This is a genomic window from Kitasatospora sp. NPDC058218, assembly GCF_042882445.1.
In the GTDB taxonomy this organism is placed as follows: domain Bacteria; phylum Actinomycetota; class Actinomycetes; order Streptomycetales; family Streptomycetaceae; genus Kitasatospora.
On sequence record NZ_JBHVWC010000047.1, the window covers coordinates 41,397 to 66,874 of the forward strand.

Consider the following 25,478-nt stretch of genomic DNA (forward strand, 5'->3'; position numbering starts at 1 on the left):
GGGCCGCCCTGCCAGGAGCCGGTCAGGGACTTCCGGCGGGCCGGCGGGACCGTTCGCGGGGCGCACCCCGGGCGCTCGCGCCAGCGGGTTGCAGCTTGCTGCCTGTCCTGTTGCTGCCCGCTGCCGCCCTTCCCGCCGAAGGGCGGCCACCGGGAGGATTCCCCGTGCGTGCACCCTCTCCGCGTTCCACCGCCCCGCGCTCGCCCACCGCCCCGCGATCCGCCCCCTTCGCGCCCTGAACCACCGTGCCCAGAACAGGAACCGTCGTGCCCAAGACCGTCCGGCTGCTCGCCGCCGCCGCCCTCGCACTCTCCCTCGCCACCGCCGCCGCGCCCGCCTTCGCCGCCCAGCCGTCCGGCACCGCCGCCGCCGTCACCGCCCCCGCGGGCAGCGCGGCCGCCGGGGACGGCATCGGCTGGGACCTCGCGCTGCCCGGTGCGATCGGCTGGGACACCAACGCCACCGGCACCCCGGGCATCGGCTGGGACTGACCGCTCGGTGTTCTCCGTCCACCTGACGCTCCTGGAGGTCTCCGCCGCGCCGACGGGCGCGGCGGGGGCCGCCGACGTCCAGGCAGCTCTGTGGGGGTGCGCGGGGCCGGGCGACGGGCTGGAGCACGTCCGCGCCTGTGCCGTCCCGGGCGGCGTCGGTCTGGTGCTGTACGTCCGCGCCCCGGACCAGGGGGTGGCCGAGCTGCGGGCCCTGGCCCTGCTCGACCGGACCCTGGCGGCCGGCCCGACCGGCCGTTTCGCACCCGCGATGCCCTGACCGCACCGCCCCGGCCGCCATCCGGCCTTTCGTAGGGGTTTCCACCGATCCCCACCCCTCGGAAATTTGGCCGATTCCGAGCGCTCGCCTCCACCGGCCGGACACATCGGACCCACGGCGGCACCACCTGGGGGCGGGGCCGGGCTCCTGCGCACGGACGGACGAAACGGTGGGGCGGGCCCGGGGGGCCCCCCCCGCCGGCCCCCCCACGCCCCGCGGTCGGAGGGCGCCGGTGCTAGAAGAAGATGTGCGGGTGCACGTCGGCCGCGAGGTTGCCGTTGCCCTGGAGGGCGCCGATGTTGCCGGCGTTGCCGGTGACGGCGAGGCCGTTGTTCTGGTTGCTCGCGCCGGAGCCGGTGGCCGTCTGCTGGGTGTTGACCACGTTGCCGTGGACGTTGCCGATCACGTTGTTGGAGCCGGTGTTGCTCACGATGCTGCTGTTGGAGTGCTGGCCGGCACCGGCGCCGTTGTCGGCGTGCGCGGTGGCGGCACCGACCCCGACGAGGAGGAACGCCCCGAGGGCGGTGACGGCGGCGGCTGCGCGGATACGGGACACGGTGGTCTCCCTGGGAGTGGAGTGCGAAAAGTGGCGCGTCCCGGGGTGGCCGCCCCGAAGCGCCGGTTCCTGACGTCGCACGAACAGCATTCACCAGCACCGTGGACGAACTCCACCGAATGGGTGGCAATTCGCCCGATGGTGTCACGAAGGAGACGAACCGGGAGGGCGGGCGATCCTGCCGAAGGTCACCCGGGTGCGGTCAAGTTCCCTCGAAGGAAGGCGGGTTGGGTCACCAGGGCGGCGGTGTCGGCAGGGTGCCGCTGTCAATGCGGGGCTGACCGGACCCCCGGCGCCAGAAAGAAATGGTCGCCGGATAGTCGCACTGGCACACTGAGGACCCATGTCTGATGGTCTCCCGCCCGTGCCCGCCGAGGATCTGCGTACGACCGAGGTCGATCTCGGCGGACTGGTGAACGTCCTCGCCACCCACCTCTACTCCACCCCGCTGGTGGCCCTGCGCGAACTCGTCCAGAACGCCCACGACTCGCACACCCGGCGGCTGCTGGAGGACCCGGACGGCGACCACCGCCCGCTGATCCGGGTACGCGCCGACGCCGACCGGCGCACCGTCGGCATCGAGGACACCGGCGCGGGCCTCACCGAGCCGGAGATCCACGCCTTCCTGGCCACCGTCGGCACCGGCTACACCCGGATGCTGCGCGACCTCACCGGCAACCAGGAGCTCATCGGCGCCTTCGGGCTCGGCTTCCTCTCCGCCTTCTCGGTGGCCGACGAGGTCACCGTCACCACCACCTCGCACCGCGATCCGCTGCTCGGCCACCGCTACCGCAGCCGCGGCGGCGAGCAGTACAGCGTCGAGCAGGTGCCGGCCCGGCCGACCCCCGGCACCCTGGTCGAGCTCTCCCTGAAGACCGAACACGCCCACCTCGCCGACGAGCACGCGCTGCGCGAGGTGCTCGGCCGGTACTGCGTGCTGCTGCCGATCCCGGTCTTCGTCGGCGACGACGAGCAGCCCGTCAACGCCGTCCCCGTGCCCTGGCGCCAGAGCGTCGACGGGGACCAGCACGCCGCCCGGATGCGGTTCGCCGGCGCCTTCGGCCGCCGCTTCGAGCCGCTCACCGCCTTCCCGGTGCAGCCCGTCGAGGGCGGCAGCGACGCCGTCGGCCTGCTCTGGGTCCAGGACGGCGGCACCTACGGCAGCAGCGACAACCGCGACCTCGCGGTCTACCTGCGCGGCATGCTGCTCGCCGAGGACGCCCGCGACCTGCTGCCCGGCTGGGCCGGGTTCATCGGCGGCGTGGTCGAGTCCAGCCGGCTCACCCCCACCGCCAGCCGCGAGGACCTCCAGCGCGACGAGCACTACCGCGCCCTCCAGGAGGCCCTCACCGACGCCGTGGTGGAGGGCCTCTACGAGACCGCCCGGCTGCGCCCCGCCGTCTGGCGCCGCATCCTCGCCCGGCACGGCCAGGACCTGCTCGGCGCCGCGCTCTGCGACGACCGGCTCTTCACCCTGCTCGCCGACGACGTCCCGGTGCCCACCTCCCAGGGCGACCTGACGGCCGGTGCGCTGCGGGCCGCCGGCGGCGGCGCGGTGCACGTCGCGCTCGGCAGCGGCGGCGGCTTCGAGGAGATGCTGTACCGGGCGATGCAGGTGCCGATAGCCCGCGGCGACCGCTACGCCGTCCTGCCATTCCTGCGCCGCTACGCCGGGCTGCGCGACTGCCGGATCGTCGAACTGGGCAGTGAGAGCGGCAACCGCGAGCTGTTCCGCGACCCGGAGCGCCCGCTGCCGGCCGAGGAGGCCGCCTGGCTGGCCGGCGCCCTGGCCGACCCCGGCGAGCAGCTCGTCCCCGCCCGGTTCGACCCGCCCGGTCTGCCGCTCGTCCTCGTCCCCGACCGCGAGGCCGAGCTGAAGGCCCGGATCGAGGACGACCAGGCGGACGCCCGGATCCCGTCCGCGGCGCTGCGGCTGGCCCGGGCCTTCACCGCCCGCTCCGGCGGCGAGGTGAAGGCCCGGCTCTACCTCAACCTGGCCAGCCCGGCCGTCCAGGACCTGCTCACCGCCTACCGCGGCGGACACACCGGCAGTGCCACCGCCGCCGGGCTGCTCCGCTCGCTCAAGGTGATCATGGCGGCGGCCTCGGCCGGCTCCGCCACCGGCGACCTCGGCGGCGCCCTGGCCGGGATCGGCACCGCGGTCTCCGCGCTGACCGCCGCCGTGCCGGCCGGCCTGCCCGCCGTCCCGGACAGCCCCGGCAGTCTCGGCGGGCTCGGGGAAACCGGCGGCCCCGGCAGCTCCGGCGGCTCTCACGACCGGGGCTGACCGGGCCCCGACGCGGCCCGCCGAGCGGACCACCGGGGCCCCCGCCCCGCCACCGTCCAGGACCGTGGACGGATCGTCAGCGGTGGTCGGCAGACCGACCACCAGCGCAGCGCACCACCCGCAGGGGGAGACGCAAGCAGTATGAGCACCGACATCTGGGCCTGGGTGCACGACACCCACCGGCAGCTGGCCGAGGCCGGCCACCGGCGGCTGGCCGACGCCATCTACGAGCTCCCCGGCCACGCCAACGAGGGGCGCAACGACCAGCTCGACGCCGTCTACCCGGAGGCGGTCGCCGCCGCCCGGGCGCTCGGCCTGCCCTGGGTGGAGGTCTACCTGCGGCACTGGCGGATGCAGAACCTGCTGAACAAGCGCCACCAGGGCGAACAGGCCCTGCCCGAGGCGGTCGACCTGCTGGAGTTCGCGCACCGCGAGGAGACGGCCGGCTGCCCGCAGTCCGTCTGCGTGGTGCAGGACTTCGCGATCTGCCACGCCCGGGTCGACGGCCCCGGCTACGTGCCCGAGCGGCTCGCCGTGCTGAGCGAGACGCTGGAGCGGATCGAGCCCGCCCGGGCCTGCTTCGACTGCCTCTCCCGGGAGTACTCGGACGCCCTGGAGGACGACGGCCGCCCCGCCGAGGCGCTCAGCCACCTCGACACCGCCGCCGCCCGGATGCAGTCCGCCGGCCAGCGGCTCTCGCTGCACTTCCACCACTCCCGGGCCGGCACCCTGCACCTGCTCGGTCGGCACGAGGAGGTGCTCGCCCTGCTCGACACCGCCGAGCAGGGCGAGCGCGCCCGCGGGCGGGAGATCGACGCCGGCGACCGCCGCTGGGGCGCCGTGCTGCGGGCCCGCGCGCTCGCCTCGCTCGGCCGCACCGACGAGGCGCTCGCCCTGCTGCCGGCCCTGGCGGAGGCCGAGCGCCACGCCGACCTCCGCGCGTCCTGGACGACGACGGTCGAGCTGCTGGTCGCGGCCGGCGCCCGGGAGAACGACGCCGAACTCGGCGCCGCGCTGGCCTGCTGGGTCGGCTACCTCGACGGCACCGGCTCCCACCGCCCCTGCGTCGACCTGCTGCTGGCCGCCGGCCGGCTGGCCGTCGGGCGCGGCGCCCGGACGATCGCGCTCACCCTGGCCGCGTTCGGCGAGCGCAAGCTCGCCCTGCTGCGCCGCACCGACGGCGTCGCGGAGCCGCTCGCGCGGCTGCGGGCGGACGCCGAGGCGCTGCCCGTCCCCGAGCTGCCCGTCCCGCCGGCCGAGCTGTCGGCGTACCTCGCCGAAGCGCAGGTGCCCTACGAGACCGGCGCCGACCTGCTCGCCGTCGCCCTGGAGAGCTACCGGGGCGAGCCGGCCGGCGCCACCGCCCTGGCGCTCGACCTGGCCGCGGTGCTCGGCGGCCTCGGCCACTCCCGGGCCGCCGCCGACCTGCTCTGGGACCGGCTGGACGCCGACCCGGCGAGCGAGGAGCTGACCGCCATGCTCGGCAGCGCCCTGATCGACGCCGCGGACGACGAGGGCGTCCGCCGGCTCGCGGACCGGCTCGCCGCGTCCAGCCCGTCCGGCGGCCACTGGGTCCGGGCCCGCTGGGCCGCCGCGGAGGGCCGCTGGGCCGAGGTGCTGGAGCAGTGCGAGGCGATCCTGGCCCTGCACGCGGACCGGATCAACACCCGCCGGCTGGCCGCCACCGCGGCCACCGAGCTGGGCGACCACGCGGCCGCGCAGCGGTACTACCAGGAAATCCTGGAGCACGCGCTGCCCGCCGAGGGCACCCCGGCCGACCAGCGGCACCGCACCGTCCAGGAGCCCGACCTCTGGCACCTGGTCACCGCCGCGACCGTCAACCGGGACTGGGCGGCGGTCCGCTCGGCCGGCGCGTCGATCGGCATCGAGTTCGACGAGCCCGAGGGCCCGGTCGACGAGGAGTGGCAGCTGGTCACCGTCCGGGCCACCCGGACCAACGGCAGCACCGCCGACCTCCCGGCCGTCCGCACCGGCCCGGCCACCGCCCGCATCCTGCCGGTGCTCGGCGACGACCTGACGCTCAACCACGGCGACGTGGTGGTCTTCGCCCCCGCCCTGCTGGAGGCGCCGCCCGGCGAGGACGCCCCGGAGGAGGAGCGGCGCCGCCACCGCCCGGTGTTCGGGCTGCTGACGCTGCTCGACCCGGCCGGCTACGCCACCTACTGGCTCGACGGCGGCTGGCCCGGCGACGAGGCCTGGGCCCGGCTGCGCGAGGAGCTCGGGCAGGCCGGCTACGCGGTCTGGGCCTACAGCGGGGACCAGTACGGCATCACCGACCCGGCCGACGAGGACGCGGTGCTGCCCGGGATCTACGCCGCCGTCGGGGTGCCGCCCACCGCCAGGGCCGCCGAGGCCGACGCGCTGCTGCACCGGCTCACCGCGGACTGGCCGCACCCGCCGGCCTGGCTCGCCCTGGCCGAGGCGGCGGGCGCGGACACCGCCCGGCACGAGGAGATCATCGAGCGCTACGGGCTGTAGCGGGCGCCCGAGTCGGGCGGGGCGGGCTGTGGCGGGCGCCTGAGTCGGGCGGCGAGCAGCGCCACGGCCCGCGCGGGAGCGGGGCAGGGACTCCGGCTTTAGTGGCTCTTGGTAAATGCTTTACTGTTTCATTGCCAAGAGTCGACCTTCAGGAGTGTCTGCCCCGTGACCAGCCTCGCCCTCGGCCCGTCCTGGCTCGATCCGACCACCCTGATCTCCACCTTCGGGCCGATCGGCATCCTGGCCATCGTCTTCGCCGAGTCCGGTCTGCTGATCGGCTTCTTCCTGCCCGGCGACTCCCTGCTCTTCACCACCGGCCTGCTGGTGGCCGACGGCACCTACCTGCACCAGCCGCTCTGGCTGATCTGCGCACTGATCGTGGCCGCCGCCGTGGCCGGGGACCAGGTCGGCTACCTCTTCGGCCGCAAGGTCGGGCCGAGCCTCTTCCGGCGGCCCGACTCCCGGGTGTTCAAGCAGGAGAACGTGGAGAAGGCGGCCGCCTTCTTCGACCGGCACGGACCCAAGGCGATCGTGCTCGCCCGCTTCGTGCCGATCGTGCGGACCTTCACCCCGGTCGTCGCCGGGGTGAGCGGGATGAACTACCGCACCTTCGTCGTCTTCAACGTCCTCGGCGGCGTGCTCTGGGGCGCCGGCGTCACGGTGCTGGGCTACTTCCTCGGCCAGATCCCCTTCGTCCGGGACAACATCGAGGCGATCCTGGTCGGCATCGTGCTGGTCTCGGTGGTCCCGGTGGCGGTCGAACTGCTGCGCGCCCGCCGGTCCGGCCGGTCCGTCCCCGCCCGCCACCGCGCCGGGTAGGCACCCCCGGCGGCCACCGCCCGCCGGGACGTACATGTGCGTCCGGGAGTTCGATCAGGCAAGGTTGTCACCTGAGATCGAACGGTGGCCGGGCCGACGGGGCACCACCAGGGGCGGCGAGGAGCGGAAGTGCCTAAGCGGGGCCGACCGGGCGGAGGCAAGCGGGCCAGGGGCGGCAGGACGGCCCGTCAGGCGCGGCAGACGCGCCCGGGCCCACAGGCGCGCCCGCTGCACCCCTCCGAGGCGCCGCCCACCGAGGGCCTGCTCGGCCACCCCGCCCCGACCGTCGAACCCGCCACCGTGATCCCGCTGGTCTCGCCGAACCCGGAGACCAAGGGCCTGCTGAACCCGGAGACCAAGGGCCTGCTGAACCCGGAGCCCTCCGGCGAGCCGGAGCCGGTCGCGGCGCAGGGCACCGGGAGGCCCGACCCGGGGACGGCGGGCACCGCCGGTGGAGCCGACGTCGGGGGCGCTCCCGTCTACCGCCGGCGCTCGGTCGCCGAGGACACCCTCACCCCCGAGGAGTGGCGGGCCGCCGGCTACACCCCGCCCGAGGGCATCGCCGTCCCCACCCTGACGGCGGGCGCTCCCGGCGAGGCGCCCTGGCCGGACCGGATGCGCACCCTGCTGCGCACCCCGATGTCCGAGCGCCCGGCCTTCGAGCGGACCCCGCGCGAACTGCACCCCTCCGCCGGCCGCAGCGTCCCGCGCATCCTCGACCTGACCCTGCGCATCGGCGAGCTGCTGCTCGCCAGCGGCGAGGCCGCCGAGGACGTCGAGGCGGCCATGCTCGGCATCGCCCACGCCTACCGGCTGGACCGCTGCGAGCCGCAGGTCACCTTCACCCTGATCGGCATCTCGCACCAGCCCTCGCTGGTCGAGCCGCCGGTCACCGCGGACCGGGTGGTTCGCCGCCGCACCTCCGACTACACCCGGCTGAACGCGGTGTACGAGCTGGTCGCCGACATCACCGCCGAGAAGGTCTCCGTCAACGACGCGTACCGCCGCCTCGCGCTGATCCGCCGCAACCGGCACCCGTACCCGGCCTGGCTGCTCTCGCTGAACACCGGGCTGCTGGCCGGCGCGGCGACCTTCCTGGTCGGCGGGCGGGTGGACGACAAGGGCTGGCTGGTCTTCGCCAGCGCGTTCATCGCGGCCGTCCTCGGCGACCGGCTGGCCTCGCTGATCGCCCGGCGCGGGCTGCCGGAGTTCTACCAGTTCGTCCTCGCCGCGATGCCGGCCGCGGCCTCCGGCATCATCCTCTCGTTCAACGACTGGGGCCTGCGCGGTTCCGTGGTGATCACCGGTGGGCTGTTCGCCCTGCTGCCCGGACGCGCCCTGGTCGCCGCCGTCCAGGACGGCCTGACCGGCTTCTACATCACCGCCGCCGCCCGGCTGCTCGAAGTGATCTACCTGGTGGCGGGCATCGTCATCGGCGTGATGCTGATCCTCTACCTCGGGGTCGGCTTCGACCCCCAGCTCAGACCCGACGAGAGCCTGACCGGGGTGAACTACCCGCCGGTCCAGATGATCGCCGCGCTGGTGCTGACCCTGGCCTTCGCGATGCTGCTGCAGACCGACCGCCGCTCGCTCGCGCTGGTCACCCTGAACAGCGGCATCGGCTGGGCCAGCTACGGCGTGCTGGTCTACAACGCCGGGGTCTCCCCGATCGCCGCCACCGGCGTGGCGGCCGGACTGGTCGGCCTCTTCGGCCAGCTGATGGCCCGCTACCGCAACGGCTCGGCGCTGCCCTACGTGACCGCCGCGATCGGCCCGCTGATGCCCGGTTCGGCGCTCTACCTCGGGATGCTCTCGTTCACCCAGGGGCACGCCAGCGCCGGTCTGGTGCAGATCACCCGCGCCGCCGCGATCGCCCTGGCGCTGGCGATCGGGGTGAACCTCGGCGGTGAGATCGCCCGGCTCTTCATGAAGCTCCCGGCCGGCGCCGAGCGGCCGGAACCCTACCTCGCCGCCCCCCGTCGGGCGGCCAAGCGCACCCGCGGCTTCTGACCGCCCGGCGGGCGGCGTCCGAACCGCCCGGCGCCGCGTCGGCGCGGGCGGCGGACTCGTTGGGCCGGTGTTGGCCCCCGGGACATGTCGTGGCAGGCAGTACGCAGGACCAGGAACGAAGGTAAGACGCATGACCACACTGCTGGACGGCTACCGCGAGCACATCGTCGCCGCGCACAAGCAGCCGCTCTTCCTGCTGCTGGTCGGATTCATCACCTCGTTCGTCCTGATCCGCTTCAGCGTCCGGATGATCCGGGCCAAGGTGCGGTGGTGGCCCGGCAACGTGACCCCCGGCGGTCTGCACATCCACCACATGGTGTTCGGCCTCGGCTTCCTGCTGACCGGCGGCATCGGGGTGTTCGCCACCTACGGCGGCCACCCCTGGATCGACGTGTTCGGGCTGCTCTTCGGCATCGGCTGCGGCCTGGTGCTGGACGAGTTCGCGCTGATCCTGCACCTGGACGACGTCTACTGGAGCGCGCAGGGCCGCAAGTCGGTGGACGCGGTGATCTTCGGCATCCTGTGCACCTCGCTGCTGCTCGTCGGGTACGTGCCGCTCGGCGTGGTGCCCAGTCAGGAGACCAGGTGGGGGCTGGTCACGGTGATCTCGGTGAACGCGCTGGTCTCGGTCATCACCCTGCTCAAGGGCAAGATGTGGACCGGTCTGCTCGGCATCCTGGTGCCCGGCCTGTCCTGGATCGGCGCGATCCGGCTGGCCCGCCCGAGCAGCCCGTGGGCGCGCTGGCGGTACGCGACCCGTCCGCGCCGCCGGGCACGCGCGCTCCGGCGCGAGCGCCGACTCCACCGGCGTGCGGACATCGCCCGCACCTGGCTTTTCGACCTGATCGCCGGTGCCCCCGACAAACTGCCGGCCGGCCACCCCGCCGCCCACCGGGTCGCCGAGCGGATGGCCGCCCGCGCCTCCGCCCACCTGGACGCGCACGCCGCCCGGGCGCTGGCCCGCCGCTCCGCCCGGCTGGCCGACCGCCGCTCGGCGGCGGCCCCCGCGCCCGGCGCCGAGCCCGCCGTCGGGCCCGAGCCCGGCCCCCGGCCCCGGGCGCAGCAGCGCCGTCGCACCGTCCGGGCCGGCCGCAGCCGCACCTACGCGGTGCGTCCGACCGGCCTGGAGCCCCGGCCCGACCGACACCCCCGGCCGCGGCCGCACACCCGCCGGATCCACCGGTAGTTCGTATACCCTGTGCGCCTGGCCGACGGTGGGGTCCGGCCGGATCGGACGGTGCGTCCGATCTGATCATCCGACAGGTCACCCGGTCGGCGGCGCGGGCTTGGGGTGTGAAAGCCGCCCGGCTTGAGAATATGGCGATGAGTGACCGTCTTGTCATGTGATGGGATATTTCGCCAGGTTCGCCGGGTGCTCCCCGGGCGACCCTCGTCCGACACCTGAGAAGGGATGTCTCGTGGCGCGCAGGCTCCTGCCGACCCTCCTGCTGTCCCTCACCGCCCTGCTCGGGCTGCTCCCCGCCGCCGTGGCCGCCCCGGCGGAGCCCTCGGCCGGCGCGGCCCCGGCGGACTCGCCGGCCGACGGGCCCTACCCCTCCGCCGAGGAGGTCGACCGGTCCCGCGCCGAGGCCGACCGCCGGGCCGCCTCGGTCGCCACCATCGAAGCCGGGCTCACCGCCGCCACGGCCGAACTCGACCGGGCCGGCCGGTCCGCCGAGCAGGCCGTCGAGGCCTACAACGGTGCCCAACTCGCGCTCGCCCGGGCCCGCGCCGAGGAGTCCGCCGCCGCCGGCCGGGCCGCCGGCGCCGAGGCCGAGCGCGTCGAGGCCGCCGAGAACGCCGCCCAGCTGGCTGCCGAAACGTACCGTCAGGGCACCACCGCCGAACTCTCCGCCATCAACGCCCTGATCGGCGCGCGCGGACCGCGCGCGGCCGGCGACCAGGCCGCCGTGGTCGGCGTCGCCAGCGACCGCACCCGGCAGATCCTGGACGCGGCCACCTCCACGGCCGCCGCCGCCACCCGCGCCTCGGCCGCCGCCCGCGCCGCCGCCGAGGCCGCCGGGAAGGCCGCCGACGAGGTCGGCGCGGCCCGAGGACGGGCCGAGGCCCGGCTGACCGCCCAACAGACGCAGGTCGTCGCGGTCGGTCGGCGCCGCGAACAGCTGCTCGCCGACCTCGCCGCCGCCCGTCACACCACCGTCGAACTGGAGCGGCAGCGGCGCGAGGCGCTGGAGGCGATCGCCGCCCGCGAGGCCGAGGCCGCCGCCCGGGCCGCCGCCGAGAAGGCTGCTGCGGAACAGGCGGCGGCGGAACAGGCCGCTGCGGAGAAGGCCGCTGCCGAGAAGGCGGCTGCGGAGAAGGCCGCCGCGGAACAGGCCGCCGCGGAGAAGACGGCGGCCGAGGCGGTGGGCGCGGCGAAGGCGCCCGCACCGGGCCCGCCCCCGGCCGCCCGACCGTGGTCGGCCGAGGGCGCGGCCGCCGCCGTGGCGTTCGCCCGCTCCAAGGTCGGCCTGCCCTACGTCTGGGGCGGCGAGGGCCCGGGCGGCTACGACTGCTCCGGGCTGACCATGATGGCCTGGCGCGAGGGCGGCAAGCGGCTCAACCACTTCGCCGCCGACCAGTACGCGCAGAGCACCCCGATCGGCTACCGCCAGCTCCGCCCCGGTGACCTGGTCTTCTGGACCGACACCGGCCGGGCCGCCGACATCCACCACGTCGGCCTGTACATCGGCGACGACCAGATGATCGAGGCCCCCCGTCCGGGCAAGCCGGTCAAGCAGGCCAGCCTCTGGATCATGGGCACCCCGGACTTCTACGCCCGCCCGTAGCCCCGGCACTGCCCGCTGCCGTGGCCGTGGCCGTGGCCGGCCCGGGTCGGTGGGTTCACCGAGCGCCGGCGCCGGCCCCCTGCCCGGCTGTCACCGCGCGTCGAAGTCCGTCCCCCGGGAGACCTTCTCCCACTCGGTGAGCTCGGCCCGCACCGAGTCCAGGTGTGCGGTCAGGAAGTCGACCGCGTCGCCGCCGAGGGCGAGGCGGAGCGGGGTCCTCTCGGCGTCCAGGGCCAGCAGAATGGCTGCCGCGGCCTTCGCCGGGTCGCCGGGCTGACTGCCGTCGCCGCCCTGCACCAGCTGCCGGGTCGCGCCGACCTTCTCCGCGTACGCGGGGTTCTCCTCGGAGAAGTACGCCGCACCCTTGCCGAACAGGTTGGTACGGAACGCGCCGGGCTCCACGATCAGCACCTTGATGCCGAACGGCGCCACCTCGTCGGCCAGGCCCTCCGACAGCTGCTCCAGCGCCGCCTTGGTCGCGCTGTACGCGGAGAACCCCGCGAAGGACAGCTGCCCGCCGAAGCTGCTGATGTTCACGACCGATCCACTGCCCCGCTCCCTCATCTGCGGCAGCAGCGCCCGGGTCAGCCGCGCCGGGCCGAACACGTGCAGCTCGAACAGGTCGCGCAACTCCCGGTCGGTGGTCTCCTCGAACGCCCCGACCTGGGTACGGCCGGCGTTGTTCACCAGCACGTCCACCCTGCCGTAACGGGCCAGGACGTCGGCGGCCACCACATCGATCCGCTCGCCGTCGGTGACGTCCAGGCCGATCGCCTCCACCCGGTCCGGGTACGCGGCGACCAGGTCGTCCAGGGCCTCCGCCCGTCGGGCCGTACCGATCACCGTGTCACCGGCGGCGACCGCGGCCTCCGCGATGGCCCGCCCGAAACCGCTGGTCGCGCCGGTGACCAGCCAGACCTTGGCGTTCTCGCTCATCTTCATCCCCCTCGTCAACTGCCGTTCGGGGCTGCCCCGTCGACTGATCCCATTGTTCGTCAGGTGCCGGGGAGGCGTCCAAGTCCCGTTGTGATAGCCATGAGGCATGAACGTCCACGGGCGCGACCTGCACTACTTCAGCGCGGTCGCCGAGGAACTGAGCTTCACCCGCGCCGCCGAGCGGCTGTTCGTCTCCCAACCCGCGCTGAGCAAGCAGATCCGGATGCTGGAGAAGCAACTGGGCGTGGCCCTGTTCGAACGGGACCGGCGGACGGTGCGGTTGACCGCGGTGGGCGAAGCACTGGTGCCGCACGCCCGCGCGGTGCTGACCGCCTGGCAGGCCGCGGAGGCGGCGGTGGAGGAGGCGAAGAGCGCCGAGCGGCGCACCCTGGTGATCGGCATGTCCACCAGCCCGGGCCGCGGACTGCTGCCCGCCCTGCGGACCCGCCTCGTCTCCCGGCATCCGGACGCGCAACCCGTCCTGCGCCAGGTCAACTGGGCGGATCCCAGCGCCGGGCTGGCGGACGGATCCAGCGACGTCGCCTTCGTCTGGCTGCCACTGCCGGACGACGACCGGTACCAGTACGCGGTGGTGGCCCGCGAACCCCGGCTGGTCGCGCTCCCCGACGGACACCCCCTGGTGGCGCGGGCCGCGTCCGACCCCGAGGGGAAGGTGGACTTCACCGACCTGCTGGACGAGCCCTTCCTCGCCCTCCCCCCGGAGGCCGGTCCGCTGCGGGACCACTGGCTCGCCCTGGACGCCCGGGACGGTCGCCCGCCGCGGATCGGCGGGGTGGTGGCCAACGCCGAGGAGACCCACGAGGCGGTCGCCGGCGGCCAGGGAGTGGCGTTGCTGGCCACCGGTAACGCCCCGCTGGTCGTCCGGGACGGCGTGATCGCCGTGCCGGTCCGGGGCATATCCCCGTCCCGCCTGGTGGTGGCCGCCGCCCGGGACGACGGACGGCCACTGGTTCTCGCCTACCTCGCCGCCGCGCGGGAGGTCGGGGCCACCACCGGTTGATCCGGCGCGGAGTGCGGTGGAACAGCGGGCCTCGCCTTCGTTCACAAGGACTCGCACAGTCCCGACGAGGGTGACCATGGGTCAGTACCTGATGGAGCCCGTCATTAATTGCGGCGGCCCGGACCGCGGCAGCTTCTAGGATCTGCCACATGGCAACAAGACTCGTGCAGATCAATATGAAGGCACTCGACGACTCCGTGCTCGGCCGGTTCTGGGCGGAGGCACTCGGTTGGGGTGTCGACAGCGAGGGACCGGGCGTGACCAACCTCGAACCCGTGGGCTTCGCCTACCCCGACCCCGCGGCCGTCTGCATCGACATCATCACCCGCCCCGAACCCAAAACGGTGAAGAACCGGGTGCACGTCGATCTGGCCACCACCTCGACCGCCCACCAGGCGGAGTTGGTCGCGCGTCTGAAGGACCTCGGCGCGACGCTCGCCGACGTGGGTCAGGGCGACGTCCCCTGGACGGTCATGGCCGACCCGGAGGGCAACGAGTTCTGCGTCCTCGAACCCCGCCCCGTCTACCAGGACACCGGGCCGATCGCCGCGGTGGTGGTCGACTGCACCGACCCACGAGAGATGGCCCGGTTCTGGGGCGAGGCGACGGACTGGACGCCGCACGAGGTCGCCGACGACCACGCCTCCCTGCGTTCCGGCCAAGGCGTCGGCCCCTACCTGGAGTTCGTCCGCACCCCCGACACCAAGAGCGTGTGGAACCGCGTCCACCTCGACGTCGCTCCCTACCGCGGTGACGACCCGGCAGCTGAGGAGGCCCGACTGCGCGCCCTGGGCGCCACCGACCCCGGGATCGACCAGTCCGCGATCTCCTGGCGGATTCTGGCCGACCCGGAGAGCAACGAGTTCTGCCTCCTCTCCCCTCGCTGACCCCGGGCAACGGCTCCGGCCGGGTTCCGGTCAGCGGCGCAGACCGCGCGGCGCCGGCGCGTGCCGCCGGAGGCGGGGGTGGTGTCCCCGCGTCATCGGACGCGGGTGAGTCCGCCGGCCGGATCCGGCGGGGGTGGAACCGGAGGAGCCCCCGCCGGCGCTCCCGCGCGGCTGGAAGTCACACCCGCCCGACGGAAGGCGCTCCACCCGCCGTCCGGCCGGGCGGAGCAGAGCGGGCGCGGCACCGCCGACCGGCCGAAGGCCGGTGTCCCCCGGCCTGCTCAAGCAACGGCACTGCCTTTCGAGGTCCCCCGGGTGCCGCAGGGCCAGCGCGCCGATGAATGCCGCCACGGCGCCGGCCGTCAGAAGAAATGCCGTTCGTCCGTTCCGCACGATGCCGCTGGTCCTTGCCGGGGAGAGTTCGTGATTCACGGCCGGGCGTCACCGGCCGTACTGCGGCCGCCGGTCATTCTCCGGTGAGCTGCTCGTGGACGCACTGCGTGTACTGCCGGAAGCCGTCGGGCTGGTAGCACTGCTGCGTGCTGTTGGCGTACCAGACCAGGAAGACGGCCATCAGGACGGACAGCACGATCGCGATGCAGGACGTCACCAGGCCGGCGACGGCCTTGCCCCGGCCGACGCCGGTCCGCCTGCCCGCCCCCAGGGCGACGATGCCCAGGACCAGGCCGAGTACGCCGAGCAGGCCGCCGATGAAGACGACCGAGGTGAGCAGGCCGGTGACGCCCAGCACCAGGGCGGCGACCGCCGGGCCGTTGCCACCGGCCGGAGGCCGCAGGCCGTGGTCGGGGCCGGACCGGACCGCCCCGGTGGCCAGGGGCGATGCCGCCCGGCTCGGCGCGGTCGCTGCCCTTTGCGTGTTCATCAGCCGTACTCCCGTCAACTGGTCAGGGCACGATTCTGATGTCCGGCGGCCCGGCCGCGCATCGCGGGAAGGCGGGAGATAACGCTCCCCCGATCGGGGGAGGCCGTGGGTGGGCGGCCCGACCATACTGGCCCGATCATGATCAGAGGAATCCGACCGCTGTTGAGCGGCTCCACGTATTCGGGTGTGCTGTTCGCCTCCTGCGGCGCTCTGGCAAGCCTTGTCCTCCTGCCTTTCGCGATCCTTCCGGCGGCGTGGAAATCCGCTCCCCACGGAGTGCTGGCCGCGCTGGTGCTGCTCGTCTGGGCGGCACTGATCGGCGCGGTCGGGCTGGCCCGCACCACGCGCCGGGTGCTGGTGGTGTGCGCCCGGCGCCTGCTGCGGGTGCCGCTGCCGGACCCGGTGGTCGTACGACGGCCCGCGCGCTCACCCGGCCCCGGGCCGGCCGCGGCCGCACCGACCCCCACCGTGGCGTCCGGCGCCGACCACTGGCGGACCCCGCTCTGGCTGCTGCTGCACGTGGCACTGGGGTGGATGGTGGCGCTGGTGAGCGGCCCGCTGTTCCTCGTGGGCCTGGCCCTGCCGGGGAACTGGACCGGCGCCGAGGCGGGGCTGAACCTGTTCGGCTGGTCGGTGCGGCCGGGGGAGGGCTGGGGGAGCTGGGCGGCCGCGCTCGGCTGCGTGCTGCTGGCGGCGGTCGGGTGCGCACTGGTGACGGGCGCTCTGCGCCGGCTGGCTCCACGGCTGTTGGGTCCGTCGTCGGCCGAGCGGCTCGCGCTGGCGGCCGAACGGGAGCTGCTGCTGGCCGAACGCAACCGACTGGCCCACGAGTTGCACGACTCGATCGGGCACACGCTGACGGCGGCCACGATCCAGGCGGCAGTGGCGGGCGAGGTGCTCTCCGTCGACCCGGTGGCGGCGCGGGCCGCCCTGCGCAGCATCGAGGAGTCGACCCGGGCCGCTCTGGAGGACCTGGACTACGTGCTGGGCGTGCTGCGCGAGGAGAAGGCGGGGACGGCGCCGACCCGGACCCTGGCCGACCTGCCGGAGCTCCTGGACCGGTTGCGGCACGCGGGTGCGCTGGTCGAACCCGAGCTGTCGGGCGAGCTGGCACAGGTGCAGGGGACGCTCTCCCGGGCGGCGTACCGGATCCTCCAGGAAGGCCTGACGAACGCGCTGCGGCACGGCGCCGGCGGTCCGATCGAGGTCCGGGTGGCGGCGACGCCGGACGGGCTGGAGCTCCGGGTGGTCAACCGGACCGGGCCCGGCACCGGCAAGGGCGCGGGCGCCTTCCCGACGTCCGGGCACGGACTGCCCGGGCTGGCCGAGCGCGTGCGGCTGCTGCACGGCCGGATCGAGGCCGGCCCGGACGGGCCCCAGCACTGGCGGTTGGAGGTCCGGCTGCCGGTACGGTTGTCGGCATGATCGGCTTTGAGGTGGGCGCTCGCGTCGCGACCGGTTCCGACCCGGGCGCGGCCGCGACGACGGGCGTCGGCCCGGCCGCCGCCGGCCCCGCCGGCCCCGCCGGCACCCCCGTCGCGCTGCTGATCGCGGACGACGACGAGGTGACCCGCAGCGGTCTGCGCATGCTGCTCGCGGCACAGCCGGGGATCGTCGTGGTCGGCGAGGCCGCCGACGGCGTCGAGGCGGTCGAACAGGCGCGGCGGCTGCGGCCGGACGTGGTCCTGATGGATGTGCGGATGCCGCGGTGCAACGGCATCGAAGCCACCCGGCAGCTGCTGGCGGACCGGGCCGCTCCGCCGAAGGTCGTGGTGATCACCACCTTCGAGAACGACGGTTACGTCACCGCCGCGCTCAGCGCGGGGGCCAGCGGGTTCGTGCTCAAGCGGCTTCCGGTCCGGCAGATCGCGGAGGCGGTCCGGGTGGTGGCGGCGGGGGAGGCGATCCTCTTCCCGGCGGCACTGCGCCGGATGGTCGCCGCCCGCCCGCTGGGCTCCGCCGAGGCACTGCCGAAGGCGGCACTGACGGGGCGGGAGGAGGAGGTGCTGCGGTTGATGGCCACCGGCCTGTCCAACCCGGAGATCGCGGACTCGCTCACGGTGAGCCTGGAGACGGCCAAGACCCACGTCGGGAACGTGTTGACCAAGCTCGGCGCGCAGAACCGGACCCACGCGGTCGTGATCGCCTACGAGTCCGGCCTGGTGGTCCCGGGCTTCGCCGGCTGACGCGCCCGTGCGCGCACCCGTTGCCCGCTGACTTTGCAAAGTCTCGTCGGGTCGCGGGCGGGCCTGTCGCGAGGCCGGTCGGGGTGTTGGCCGGCAGGGGTGGTGGGTACGAGGGCGCGCGGTCCGGCTGACTTTGCAAAGTCTTACTTACCGGGTCGCGGGCGGGCCTGTCGCGAGGCCGGTCGGGAGCTTCGGCCGCCAGGGGGCGGACGAGGGTGCGCGGTCCGGCCCGCCGAGCGGGGCGGTGCGGCAGCGGCGCCCCTCACCCCGAGGCGCGGGTGGACCGGGCGAGGGCCTGGTAGCGGGCGAAGGCGTCCCGTCCGTCGGGCACGAAGGAGCTGCCGCCGACGGTGGCCCGCAGTTCGTCCTCGGTGAGCCACGTGTGCCAGGCGATCTCCGAGGGGTCCGGCGTGATGGCCCGGTCGATCGTGGCTTCGTGGAGGCCGAGCCAGTAGGGGCTGATCGCTCCTCGACACAGGAACCTGAGGACGAAGCGGGCATCGGCCCGGACCCCGAGTTCCTCGGCGAGCTCCCGGGCCGCGGCCGACGCGTAGGACTCGCCGACGTCCACGGCGCCGCCGATGAGCCAGTTGTACTGCCCGGGGAAGCGCGAGACGCCGTCGGAGCGTCGATGCACCAGGAACCGTCCCTCGGGATCGCGGCAGACGGTCGTGGCTATCCGGTGCAGCCACCGGTTCCGGACGGCGTCGCCACGGTCCACGACCCCCAGCACCCTGTCCTGCTCGTCGACCCGCTCCACCCGTTCTCCCATGGCTCCACGATGGCAGAGCGGACCGACACGGCCGCGACCGCGGGGAGGCCGGCTGGAGCAGGGCATCGGACCGGCCCGGAAGGCCGACCCGGCCCGACCCGGCCCGACCCGGCCCGGCGTGAGCCGGCGTGGCCGGGCGGAAAATGAGGTGCCGCTGTTCGAGGGCGGTCGTACCGTGACGTCATGCGCAACGATGTGGACGGCGGGACCGGCGAACCGGGCGGCGACCGGCAGGGTGAGGGCGTCGGCGCGGTCGAGATCCGGGCGATCGCCGAGGACGAGATCGCGGGTTGGGACAGGGCTCTCGTCCTCGGGTTCCTCCGCTCGCACGTGGGGAGCGCGGCGGACTTCCGCCGTCAGCAGTGGGAGCCCGGCCGGGTGCTCGCGGCCCTGGACGGCGGCCGCTACGTCGCCACCTTCCGCAGCTTCGACGTCGAGCTGACCGTCCCCGGCGGGGCCGTCGTCGAGGCGGACGCCATCACCTCCGTCACCGTGTCCGCCACCCACCGCCGTCGCGGCCTGCTCAGTCGGATGATGGCGGGGGACTTGGCGGCCGCCCGTGAGCGCGGCTCGGCCGTCGCGATCCTGATCGCCGCCGAGTACAACATCTACGGCCGGTTCGGCTTCGGCCCGGCCACCCGCGGCCACGGCTGGAACATCGACCTGCAGCGGACCAGGGGCCTGCGCGCGGGCCTGCCGACCGTGCCCGGCGGGCGGATCGAGTTCGCCACCATGGACGAGCTGCGCAAGATCGGCCCCGAGCTGCACGAGCGCTGGCGGCTCACCCAGCCCGGCGCGATCGCCCGCAACGAACTCTGGTGGAAGCGCCAGACCGGGGACGTACAGGTGCCGGGCTTCGAGTGGAAGGAGCCCTTCGCCGCCGTCCACCGGGACGCCGAGGGCACCGTCACCGGCCTGGCCGTCTACCGGGTCGACGACACCTGGGACGGCAGCTACCCGAACTGCACGCTCACCGTGGTCGACTTCCTCGCCCTGGACCGGGGCGCCGCCGCCGAGTTGTGGCGGTTCGTCCTCTCCGTCGACTGGGTGCGCAAGGTCGTGGCCGAGAACATCGGCCCGGACGACCCGCTGCCGCTGCTGCTGGCCGACCCGCGCGCCGCCACCCCGTACGTGGACAACGCCGACTTCATGTGGCTCCGGGTGCTCGACGTCGAGGCCGCGTTCAACGCCCGGACGTACGGCGCGCCCGGCCGGGTCGTGCTGGAGGTCGAGGACCGGGACGGGTTCGCGGCCGGCCGGTGGGCGGTCGAGGTCGCCGCCGACGGCAGCGGACGCTGCACCCGGACCACGGACGAGGCCGACCTCGCGCTGAACGCCTCCACGCTCGGCTCGCTCTACCTGGGCGGCGAGACCGCCCCCCGGCTGGCCGCGGCCGGTCTGGTCACCGAGCTGCGCCCGGGCGCGGCCGCCGCCGCCGACCTGCTGCTGCGCACGCCGCTGCTCGCCTGGAACCCGGACAACTTCTGACCCTCCGTCGGCGGGCCGTGCCGTCGCCGGCACGGCCCGCCGCGGCGCACCGTCCGGCCCGCGCGGCCACGCCGCAGCCGGCCGCCCGGCTACTTCGCCGCGGTCTTGCCGATGGTGGGGAGGATGAAGTCCTGGATCAGGCCCTTGGCGTCGCGGACGATCGGGCGGAACACCCGGTAACGGGAGAGGTTGATGACCCGGGCCACCATCGGGGTCGAGCGGCGGACGTACTCGCGGGTGCGCTCGGTGTCCGGGGTGCGGTCGAAGACCCAGTAGAGCACGACGACCATCAGGTTGAGCCAGAGCAGCTCGGGCAGCAGCTCGGCCAGTTCGGCGTCCAGCTTGGGGGCGAGGTCCGAGCCGGCCAGCACCTCGCCGAACAGCTCCACGGCGGTGGCCCGGGCCGGGTGGGACTCGTTGGAGAACGGGCTCAGCGAGCTGGTCGGGTCGGCCGCCGTGCGGAAGAACTGGGCGGCGAACTCGTGGTACGGCGCCGCACAGTCGATCCAGGAGGTCACCGCGATCTCCAGGCGCTCCGCGAAGTCCCTGGTGCCGGCCAGCCGGCGGCGGGCGTCGGCGGCGTGCTCGTACGTCATCCGGTCGTAGAACCCCTGGATGAGGAATTCCTTCGACGAGAAGTAGTAGTAGGCGTTGCCGACCGAGACCCCGGCCTCGGCGGCGATGGCGCGCATGGTGGTCTTGTCGTAGCCGCGTTCCTGGAACAGCCGCATGGCGGTCTCCAGGATCAGTGCCCGGGTCTGCTCGCTCTTGTCCGTCTTCGGCTGGGCGCGGCTGCCGCGCGCCTCGGCGGGCGGCGCCGCCGGGGCCGTCGGCGCACCGTTCGCGTCCTCGGGGCTGTCCGTGCCGTTCCCCTTGCCCGTACCGCTCGTGCCGTTCGTCGCTGCCAGGTCGTCCACGGCCCCGAGCCTAGCCGGATCGGTCAGCGACGGCCGGTGTCGGTGCGTGCGGTACCGGATGCCCCCTCCGCATCCGGTGCCGCCGCCCCGCCCCCTTGCATTTCGAACGCGTTCAAAATCATGGATGACTGTAGGCGCAATGCTTGAACATGTTCAAGTCTGGGGGTGTGGGAGGCTCGTCCCATGAACGTGATCATCCGCCGCGGCACCGCGGACGACAGCGGGACCATTGCCGAGCTGCATGCCCTGAGCTGGCGGACCGCCTACACCGGCATCGTCCCGGAGCAGGCTCTCGGTGACGGGATGGCCGCCGAGCGGGCCGAGCTGTGGGCGCTGCGGCTGGCCGCCGACTACGGCGAGCCGGCCAACACCCCCGAGCTGCTGATCGCCGAACAGGCCGGGGGCACCGTCGGGTTCGCCTACGTGGTGCCGCAGCCCGACGGCCGGGTGCTGCTGGAGAACCTGCACGTCCGACCCGGCCGCACCGGCGGCGGCATAGGCCGCGCGCTGTTCGACGCGGTACGCGACCACGTCGCGACGTGCCACCCCGGAGCCGACCTCTATCTGGAGGTGCTGCGCGACAACACCCGGGCGGTCGCCTTCTACGAGCGCGAGGGCGGTCGGCGGACGGCGGAGCAGGAGGGCATCTTCCCGGGCGGGTACGCGCTGCCCGAGTACGAGTACACCTGGTCCTTCGCCGGAGTCCGGGGCGGATCCCCGACCTGAGGTCCTGCCGGTGCCGGTGCCGGTGCCGGTGCTGCGTCCGTGTCGGTGGCTAGTCGTGGTCGTAGACCGTCACCGGCACTCCCCGATCCACCAGGCGGGCCGTCACCAGAGGTTCGACCAGCTCCCAGCGCCCGCCCGCCAGGCCGCAGCCGATCCGGGGCATGTGGACGGAGGCGCCGAGCGCGAGCGCCTGCTCGGCCAGTGCCGCCAGGGCGGTGTCGATCGCCTCGTAGCGCACCGGGGCGCCCGTCGAACGGCCCGTCCGGATGCCGCGCTGGCCGATCATGTTGGCCACCCGGACGTACGGCTCGACCTGGACGACCTGGACGGCGCCCAGGGCGAAGTCGTTCCGCGCGCGCTCCCGGTGCCACCGCCGGAACGCGGCCTCCGGCTCCGGCCAGCGCCGCGAGAGCGCCAGGACGAAGCCCTTGCCCCAGCCGCCGAGGTCGTTGCAGACATGGGCGATCACCTTCACGCCCTTGCCCCGGGGCGCGGTGGCATCGCCACGGACGTATCGGATGCTCGCCGGTTCCATGACGGTGAGGCTAGCCGCCGGCACTGACAACCCGTCCGGAACTCCCGGGCGCCGGGGGAGCGTCCGGCATCCGCAGGTGCCGGCGTCCGGCCAGGGCGATCAGCAGGGCGAGCGAGGCGGCGCCGGCCGGCAGCCAGTAGCCCGTCCCGGGGGCCGTGTGCTCGGCCACCGCTCCGGCGAGCGCCGCCCCGGTCGAGATGCCGATCACGATGCCGGAGACCGCCACCGCCATGCCCTCGTTCAACTGCCGCTGCGGCAGCAGCCCCTGGACGAGCGTCATGCCGGTGACCATGGTGGGCGCGGTGCCCGTCCCGGCGGCGAACAGCGCCACCCCGAGCAGGGCGAGCCCGGCGCCGCCCAGTCCGGCGGCCAGCGGCAGGAGCAGCAGCACGGCCATCGCCGCGACGCCGGACAGGAACCGGACGCCCGGCGCCCGGCGCGGCCGGAGCACCCCGAAGACCAGCCCGGCCGCGCACGAACCGGCCGCGACCAGCGCCAACAGCCCGCCCGCCAGCGGCTTGTGGCCGAGCGCGTCGGCGTAGGCGACGGTGGTGAGCTCCATCGAGCCGAAGACCACGCCGGTGGCCAGGAAGGTCAGCAGCAGCACCCGCAGCCCGGGCACCCGCAGGGGTGAGCCCTGCTCGCGGGGGTGTCCGTCCGGCTCGGCCCGGTGCCCGGGCCCTTCGCCCGGAGAGCCGAGGTGCCCGCCCGGCGCCCGGTCCGCGAGCGGGGGCTCGGTCCGGCGCTGGGCGGCGAACAGCAGGGCGCCGGCGGTGCCGAACGCCCCGGCGGCGAGCAGACCGGCCTCCGGCGCCACCGTGGTGCAGAGCACCATCGCGAGGACCGGTCCGGCCATGAAGCAGAGCTCGTCCAGCGACTGTTCGAAGGAGTTGGCCAGGTGGCGGGCGGCCGCGTCGTCCCGGTAGAGGTGCGCCCAGCGGGCCCGCGCCATGCCGCCCAGGTTCGGCGCCGCCGCGCAGGCCGCCCAGCAGGCGTAGAGCGTCCAGTCGGGCGCCCCGAGGCGCACGCAGAGCAGCAGCCCGGTGAGCGGGACGGCGTTGTACAGGGCGGCCGGGACGGTGACGCGGGCCTGCCCGTACCGGTCGACCAGCCGGCCGATCAGCGGCATGCCGATCGCCCCGGCGGCCAGCCCGGCCGCAGAGACGGTGCCCGCCAGCGCGTACGAGCCGCGCCGCTCCGAGAGCAGCACCACCAGGGCGACGCCGCTCATCGACATCGTGACCCGGCCGAGCGCTCCGGCCAGGGTGAAGGCGGTGGTGCCGGGCAGTGCGAACAGCCGTCGGTACGAGACGGGCATGGAGCTCCTCAGGGAGGGGGAGGGGGAGGGCTTCAGCCTCGGGCAGCCGCCCGGCCCCGGTCCAACACCTGTTTCGCCGCACTCACATCATGGTGTTGTTAATCTGCCGCCATGCCCCATGACCTGCACCCCCGGCTGCTCCGCGGCTTCGTCGCAACGGCCGAGACCCTGCACTTCGGCCGGGCCGCCCAGCGGCTGCACGTCGCCCAGCAGGCCCTCAGCCGGGACGTCCGCACGCTGGAGAAGCTCCTCGGCGACACGCTCCTCACCCGGACCACGCGCAGCGTCGACCTCACCCCGGCCGGGCGGCGGTTGCTGCCGCAGGCCCGCCGACTACTGGCCCTGCACGACGAGATCGTCGCCGGCGCCGAGCGACGGCCGCTGCTGCTGGACCTCAACAGCGATGTCACCGGGCTCGACCTGACCACCGACCGGGTGCTCGAACGGGCTCGGGCCGCCTGGCCGGAGGGCGAGATCCTGGCCCGCTTCCTCGGCGGACTCGCGGCGGCCGCCGAGGAGTTGGCGGCGCACCGGCTGGACGCCGCGTTCGGCCGCTTCGCCGGACTGCCGGCCGGGCTGCGCGCCCAACTGGCGCAGACGCCGGTACGGCTGGAGCGGGTCTCGGTGATGATGGCGGCCGGCCACCCGCTCGCCGACCGGCCGGCGCTGCGGCTCGCCGACCTGGCCGGGCACCCGGTGGACGTCTGCGCCGGCAATCCGGCCACCACCGAGTGGGCGGACCTCGGCACCCACCTGCTGCGCGCGCACGGCCTCACGCTCGCCGCGCCGTACGTCCCGCCGGTCGGGGTGGACGAGACCGCCCGCTACCTCACCCGGCACGGGGACCCGATGCTGACCACCGTCGGCGGGCCGCTGATCCCCGGTGTGGTGAACGTGCCGCTGGTCGACCCGGTGCCGCTGACCCTGGTCAGCCTGGTGCACCGCCCGGACCTGCGGCACCCGGGCCTGGCCGCGCTGGGCACGGCGGCCGCCGAGCTCGGCGCACGCGAGGGGTGGCTGAGTCGCCCGGCCGGCAGCTGGCTGGCGGAGGCCGACGCCGCGCTGCTCGTGACGGCGTAGCGCTGCGCGCCGGGGCGTGGCCGGAGACGCGCGCCCGGCGTGGTCGGGGGCGGAGACGAGCCCGCCCCTGCCGTTCGGGGGTCGGCAGGGGCGGGTCGGGTGCGGGCGCTCCGCTGCGGCGGTCGGCGCCGGGTGCGGGGCGGTGGTCGGCCGGGTCAGGCCGCCTTGACGGCCGAGATGTCGAAGCTGAGCTTGACCTTCTCGCCGATCAGCACGCCACCCGTCTCCAGTGCGGCGTTGTAGCTGAGGCCCCAGTCGGTGCGGTCCAGCACGGCCACGCCCTCGAAGCCGACCCGATCGGCGCCGTAGGCGTCGGTGGCGCTGCCGGTGTAGTCGAGGTCGAGCACGATCGGCCGGGTGGTGCCCTTGATGGTGAGCTCGCCCGTCATCCGGTAGGAGTCGCCGCGCAGACGCTCGGCCGAGGTGCTGCGGAAGCGGATCTCCGGGTGGGCCTCGGCGGCGAAGAAGTCGCCGGTGCGCAGGTGCTCGTCGCGCTGGGCCTGGTTGGTGTCGATGCTCGCGACCTGGATCACCAGCTCGGCGCTGGAGTTGTGCGGGGCGGTGCCGTCCAGGTGCAGCTTGCCGACGTACTCGGTGAAGCGGCCCTTGACGTTGGTGACCATGGCGTGGCGGACCGAGAAGCCGACCTCGCTGTGGGTGGTGTCGATCGCCCAGTCGCCGGTGAGGTGGCCCAGGTCCGGGCCGGCCGGGGCCTCGGCGACGGTGGTGGTCGCGGCGGCGGTGTTCTTGGTGCGGTTGAAAAGGCCCATGGCTCCTCCTCGGGTCCGAAGCCATTTGTTTAGGCTTCAACTTGTTGGCTCCACCATAGGGTGGTTTCGTTCAAAGTTCAACCATGGCGCCCGGGGGGCTCGTGGAATCACCTGGACGGCGTAGTGGGTGCGCCGGTGTCACCGCAGAAGCCCCCGGTGCCTGCTGGGCGAGGGTGCCTGCGGGGCGGGGGCGCCGGCGGCGATCGGTATCGTCGCCCCCGGTCCGGCCGT

At 74.5% G+C, this 25,478-nt stretch carries 23 protein-coding genes; 15 read left to right on the plus strand and 8 right to left on the minus strand.

Going from position 1 to position 25,478, the window contains the following annotated elements; translation table 11 throughout:
- Positions 1–266 precede the first annotated feature (266 nt).
- A complete protein-coding gene (locus ACFVYI_RS27580) occupies positions 267–491 on the plus strand; it encodes a hypothetical protein (protein WP_387890359.1) in 225 nt (74 codons plus the stop codon).
- A 7-nt stretch (positions 492–498) separates the two neighbouring features.
- Entirely contained in the window at positions 499–768 is a 270-nt protein-coding gene (locus ACFVYI_RS27585; protein ID WP_387890361.1) for a hypothetical protein, read from the plus strand.
- A gap of 235 nt (positions 769–1,003) precedes the next feature.
- On the opposite strand, the gene ACFVYI_RS27590 is transcribed toward ACFVYI_RS27585, so the two are convergent.
- A complete protein-coding gene (locus tag ACFVYI_RS27590; protein ID WP_387890363.1) occupies positions 1,004–1,324 on the minus strand; it encodes a hypothetical protein in 321 nt (106 codons plus the stop codon).
- A gap of 343 nt (positions 1,325–1,667) precedes the next feature.
- On the opposite strand from ACFVYI_RS27590, the gene ACFVYI_RS27595 reads away from it, so the two are divergent.
- From ACFVYI_RS27595 to ACFVYI_RS27620, 6 genes are all read left to right on the plus strand, one after another.
- Positions 1,668–3,611, plus strand: a complete 1,944-nt coding sequence (locus tag ACFVYI_RS27595; RefSeq protein WP_387890364.1) for an ATP-binding protein — start codon at positions 1,668–1,670, stop codon at positions 3,609–3,611.
- 141 nt (positions 3,612–3,752) lie between these two features.
- The gene (locus ACFVYI_RS27600) at positions 3,753–6,110 is read left to right on the plus strand and encodes a hypothetical protein (protein WP_387890367.1); all 2,358 of its coding nucleotides are present in this window, start codon (positions 3,753–3,755) and stop codon (positions 6,108–6,110) included.
- Between the two features lie 165 nt (positions 6,111–6,275).
- Positions 6,276–6,929: a DedA family protein gene (locus tag ACFVYI_RS27605; RefSeq protein ID WP_387890370.1), complete on the plus strand. Its 654-nt coding sequence runs from the start codon at positions 6,276–6,278 to the stop codon at positions 6,927–6,929.
- 129 nt (positions 6,930–7,058) lie between these two features.
- Positions 7,059–8,939, plus strand: coding sequence for a threonine/serine exporter family protein (locus ACFVYI_RS27610; RefSeq protein ID WP_387890372.1), 1,881 nt, complete (start codon positions 7,059–7,061; stop codon positions 8,937–8,939).
- A gap of 130 nt (positions 8,940–9,069) precedes the next feature.
- Positions 9,070–10,125, plus strand: coding sequence for a hypothetical protein (locus ACFVYI_RS27615; RefSeq protein ID WP_387890375.1), 1,056 nt, complete (start codon positions 9,070–9,072; stop codon positions 10,123–10,125).
- A 232-nt stretch (positions 10,126–10,357) separates the two neighbouring features.
- Positions 10,358–11,728 carry a C40 family peptidase gene (locus tag ACFVYI_RS27620; protein WP_387890377.1) on the plus strand — a complete coding sequence of 457 codons (1,371 nt, stop codon included), beginning with the start codon at positions 10,358–10,360 and terminating at the stop codon, positions 11,726–11,728.
- Between the two features lie 90 nt (positions 11,729–11,818).
- Here ACFVYI_RS27620 and ACFVYI_RS27625 read toward each other — a convergent pair whose 3' ends face one another.
- Positions 11,819–12,664, minus strand: a complete 846-nt coding sequence (locus tag ACFVYI_RS27625; RefSeq protein WP_387890380.1) for an oxidoreductase — start codon at positions 12,662–12,664, stop codon at positions 11,819–11,821.
- A gap of 106 nt (positions 12,665–12,770) precedes the next feature.
- Between ACFVYI_RS27625 and ACFVYI_RS27630 the strand changes: the two genes are divergently transcribed.
- Together ACFVYI_RS27630 and ACFVYI_RS27635 are read left to right on the plus strand one after the other, a co-directional pair.
- The gene (locus ACFVYI_RS27630) at positions 12,771–13,685 is read left to right on the plus strand and encodes a LysR family transcriptional regulator (RefSeq protein WP_387890382.1); all 915 of its coding nucleotides are present in this window, start codon (positions 12,771–12,773) and stop codon (positions 13,683–13,685) included.
- A gap of 149 nt (positions 13,686–13,834) precedes the next feature.
- Positions 13,835–14,572, plus strand: a complete 738-nt coding sequence (locus ACFVYI_RS27635) for a VOC family protein (RefSeq protein WP_387890384.1) — start codon at positions 13,835–13,837, stop codon at positions 14,570–14,572.
- Positions 14,573–15,038: 466 nt separating this feature from the next.
- Here the strand turns inward: ACFVYI_RS27635 and ACFVYI_RS27640 are convergent, their stop codons facing one another.
- Positions 15,039–15,455 carry a DUF4190 domain-containing protein gene (locus ACFVYI_RS27640; protein ID WP_387890385.1) on the minus strand — a complete coding sequence of 139 codons (417 nt, stop codon included), beginning with the start codon at positions 15,453–15,455 and terminating at the stop codon, positions 15,039–15,041.
- 138 nt (positions 15,456–15,593) lie between these two features.
- On the opposite strand from ACFVYI_RS27640, the gene ACFVYI_RS27645 reads away from it, so the two are divergent.
- Both ACFVYI_RS27645 and ACFVYI_RS27650 read left to right on the plus strand, forming a co-directional pair.
- Positions 15,594–16,880: a histidine kinase gene (locus ACFVYI_RS27645; RefSeq protein ID WP_387890388.1), complete on the plus strand. Its 1,287-nt coding sequence runs from the start codon at positions 15,594–15,596 to the stop codon at positions 16,878–16,880.
- Positions 16,877–17,641, plus strand: coding sequence for a response regulator (locus ACFVYI_RS27650; RefSeq protein WP_387890391.1), 765 nt, complete (start codon positions 16,877–16,879; stop codon positions 17,639–17,641). The genes ACFVYI_RS27645 and ACFVYI_RS27650 overlap by 4 nt, the downstream gene beginning before the upstream one ends.
- Positions 17,642–17,903: 262 nt before the next feature.
- On the opposite strand, the gene ACFVYI_RS27655 is transcribed toward ACFVYI_RS27650, so the two are convergent.
- Complete coding sequence (locus ACFVYI_RS27655) at positions 17,904–18,413, minus strand: NUDIX hydrolase (protein WP_387890393.1); 510 nt, start codon at positions 18,411–18,413, stop codon at positions 17,904–17,906.
- Between the two features lie 183 nt (positions 18,414–18,596).
- On the opposite strand from ACFVYI_RS27655, the gene ACFVYI_RS27660 reads away from it, so the two are divergent.
- Positions 18,597–19,901 (plus strand): GNAT family N-acetyltransferase, encoded by a 1,305-nt coding sequence (locus ACFVYI_RS27660; RefSeq protein WP_387890396.1) that lies wholly within the window; start codon positions 18,597–18,599, stop codon positions 19,899–19,901.
- Positions 19,902–19,990: 89 nt separating this feature from the next.
- Here the strand turns inward: ACFVYI_RS27660 and ACFVYI_RS27665 are convergent, their stop codons facing one another.
- A complete protein-coding gene (locus ACFVYI_RS27665) occupies positions 19,991–20,818 on the minus strand; it encodes a TetR family transcriptional regulator (RefSeq protein ID WP_387890399.1) in 828 nt (275 codons plus the stop codon).
- A gap of 183 nt (positions 20,819–21,001) precedes the next feature.
- Here ACFVYI_RS27665 and ACFVYI_RS27670 point away from each other — a divergent pair, with 183 nt between their 5' ends.
- Positions 21,002–21,544, plus strand: coding sequence for a GNAT family N-acetyltransferase (locus ACFVYI_RS27670; protein ID WP_387890402.1), 543 nt, complete (start codon positions 21,002–21,004; stop codon positions 21,542–21,544).
- A gap of 49 nt (positions 21,545–21,593) precedes the next feature.
- On the opposite strand, the gene ACFVYI_RS27675 is transcribed toward ACFVYI_RS27670, so the two are convergent.
- Positions 21,594–22,079 carry an Appr-1-p processing protein gene (locus tag ACFVYI_RS27675; protein WP_387890404.1) on the minus strand — a complete coding sequence of 162 codons (486 nt, stop codon included), beginning with the start codon at positions 22,077–22,079 and terminating at the stop codon, positions 21,594–21,596.
- Positions 22,080–22,089: 10 nt separating this feature from the next.
- Positions 22,090–23,397, minus strand: a complete 1,308-nt coding sequence (locus ACFVYI_RS27680; RefSeq protein ID WP_387890406.1) for an MFS transporter — start codon at positions 23,395–23,397, stop codon at positions 22,090–22,092.
- Between the two features lie 111 nt (positions 23,398–23,508).
- Here ACFVYI_RS27680 and ACFVYI_RS27685 point away from each other — a divergent pair, with 111 nt between their 5' ends.
- Positions 23,509–24,477 carry a LysR family transcriptional regulator gene (locus ACFVYI_RS27685; RefSeq protein ID WP_387890409.1) on the plus strand — a complete coding sequence of 323 codons (969 nt, stop codon included), beginning with the start codon at positions 23,509–23,511 and terminating at the stop codon, positions 24,475–24,477.
- Between the two features lie 155 nt (positions 24,478–24,632).
- Here the strand turns inward: ACFVYI_RS27685 and ACFVYI_RS27690 are convergent, their stop codons facing one another.
- Entirely contained in the window at positions 24,633–25,247 is a 615-nt protein-coding gene (locus ACFVYI_RS27690; protein ID WP_387890412.1) for a YceI family protein, read from the minus strand.
- Positions 25,248–25,478 lie beyond the last annotated feature (231 nt).

What these genes read in the sequence shown, in the direction of transcription:
- ACFVYI_RS27685 (WP_387890409.1), top strand. Translation starts at nt 23,509, where the DNA reads ATGCCCCATGACCTGCACCCCCGGCTGCTCCGCGGCTTCGTCGCAACG.
- ACFVYI_RS27630 (WP_387890382.1), top strand. Translation starts at nt 12,771, where the DNA reads ATGAACGTCCACGGGCGCGACCTGCACTACTTCAGCGCGGTCGCCGAG.
- ACFVYI_RS27635 (WP_387890384.1), top strand. Translation starts at nt 13,835, where the DNA reads ATGGCAACAAGACTCGTGCAGATCAATATGAAGGCACTCGACGACTCC.
- ACFVYI_RS27640 (WP_387890385.1), bottom strand. Translation starts at nt 15,455, where the DNA reads ATGAACACGCAAAGGGCAGCGACCGCGCCGAGCCGGGCGGCATCGCCC.
- ACFVYI_RS27595 (WP_387890364.1), top strand. Translation starts at nt 1,668, where the DNA reads ATGTCTGATGGTCTCCCGCCCGTGCCCGCCGAGGATCTGCGTACGACC.
- ACFVYI_RS27625 (WP_387890380.1), bottom strand. Translation starts at nt 12,664, where the DNA reads ATGAGCGAGAACGCCAAGGTCTGGCTGGTCACCGGCGCGACCAGCGGT.
- ACFVYI_RS27660 (WP_387890396.1), top strand. Translation starts at nt 18,597, where the DNA reads ATGCGCAACGATGTGGACGGCGGGACCGGCGAACCGGGCGGCGACCGG.
- ACFVYI_RS27615 (WP_387890375.1), top strand. Translation starts at nt 9,070, where the DNA reads ATGACCACACTGCTGGACGGCTACCGCGAGCACATCGTCGCCGCGCAC.
- ACFVYI_RS27675 (WP_387890404.1), bottom strand. Translation starts at nt 22,079, where the DNA reads ATGGAACCGGCGAGCATCCGATACGTCCGTGGCGATGCCACCGCGCCC.
- ACFVYI_RS27650 (WP_387890391.1), top strand. Translation starts at nt 16,877, where the DNA reads ATGATCGGCTTTGAGGTGGGCGCTCGCGTCGCGACCGGTTCCGACCCG.
- ACFVYI_RS27645 (WP_387890388.1), top strand. Translation starts at nt 15,594, where the DNA reads ATGATCAGAGGAATCCGACCGCTGTTGAGCGGCTCCACGTATTCGGGT.
- ACFVYI_RS27670 (WP_387890402.1), top strand. Translation starts at nt 21,002, where the DNA reads ATGAACGTGATCATCCGCCGCGGCACCGCGGACGACAGCGGGACCATT.
- ACFVYI_RS27680 (WP_387890406.1), bottom strand. Translation starts at nt 23,397, where the DNA reads ATGCCCGTCTCGTACCGACGGCTGTTCGCACTGCCCGGCACCACCGCC.
- ACFVYI_RS27600 (WP_387890367.1), top strand. Translation starts at nt 3,753, where the DNA reads ATGAGCACCGACATCTGGGCCTGGGTGCACGACACCCACCGGCAGCTG.
- ACFVYI_RS27690 (WP_387890412.1), bottom strand. Translation starts at nt 25,247, where the DNA reads ATGGGCCTTTTCAACCGCACCAAGAACACCGCCGCCGCGACCACCACC.
- ACFVYI_RS27655 (WP_387890393.1), bottom strand. Translation starts at nt 18,413, where the DNA reads ATGGGAGAACGGGTGGAGCGGGTCGACGAGCAGGACAGGGTGCTGGGG.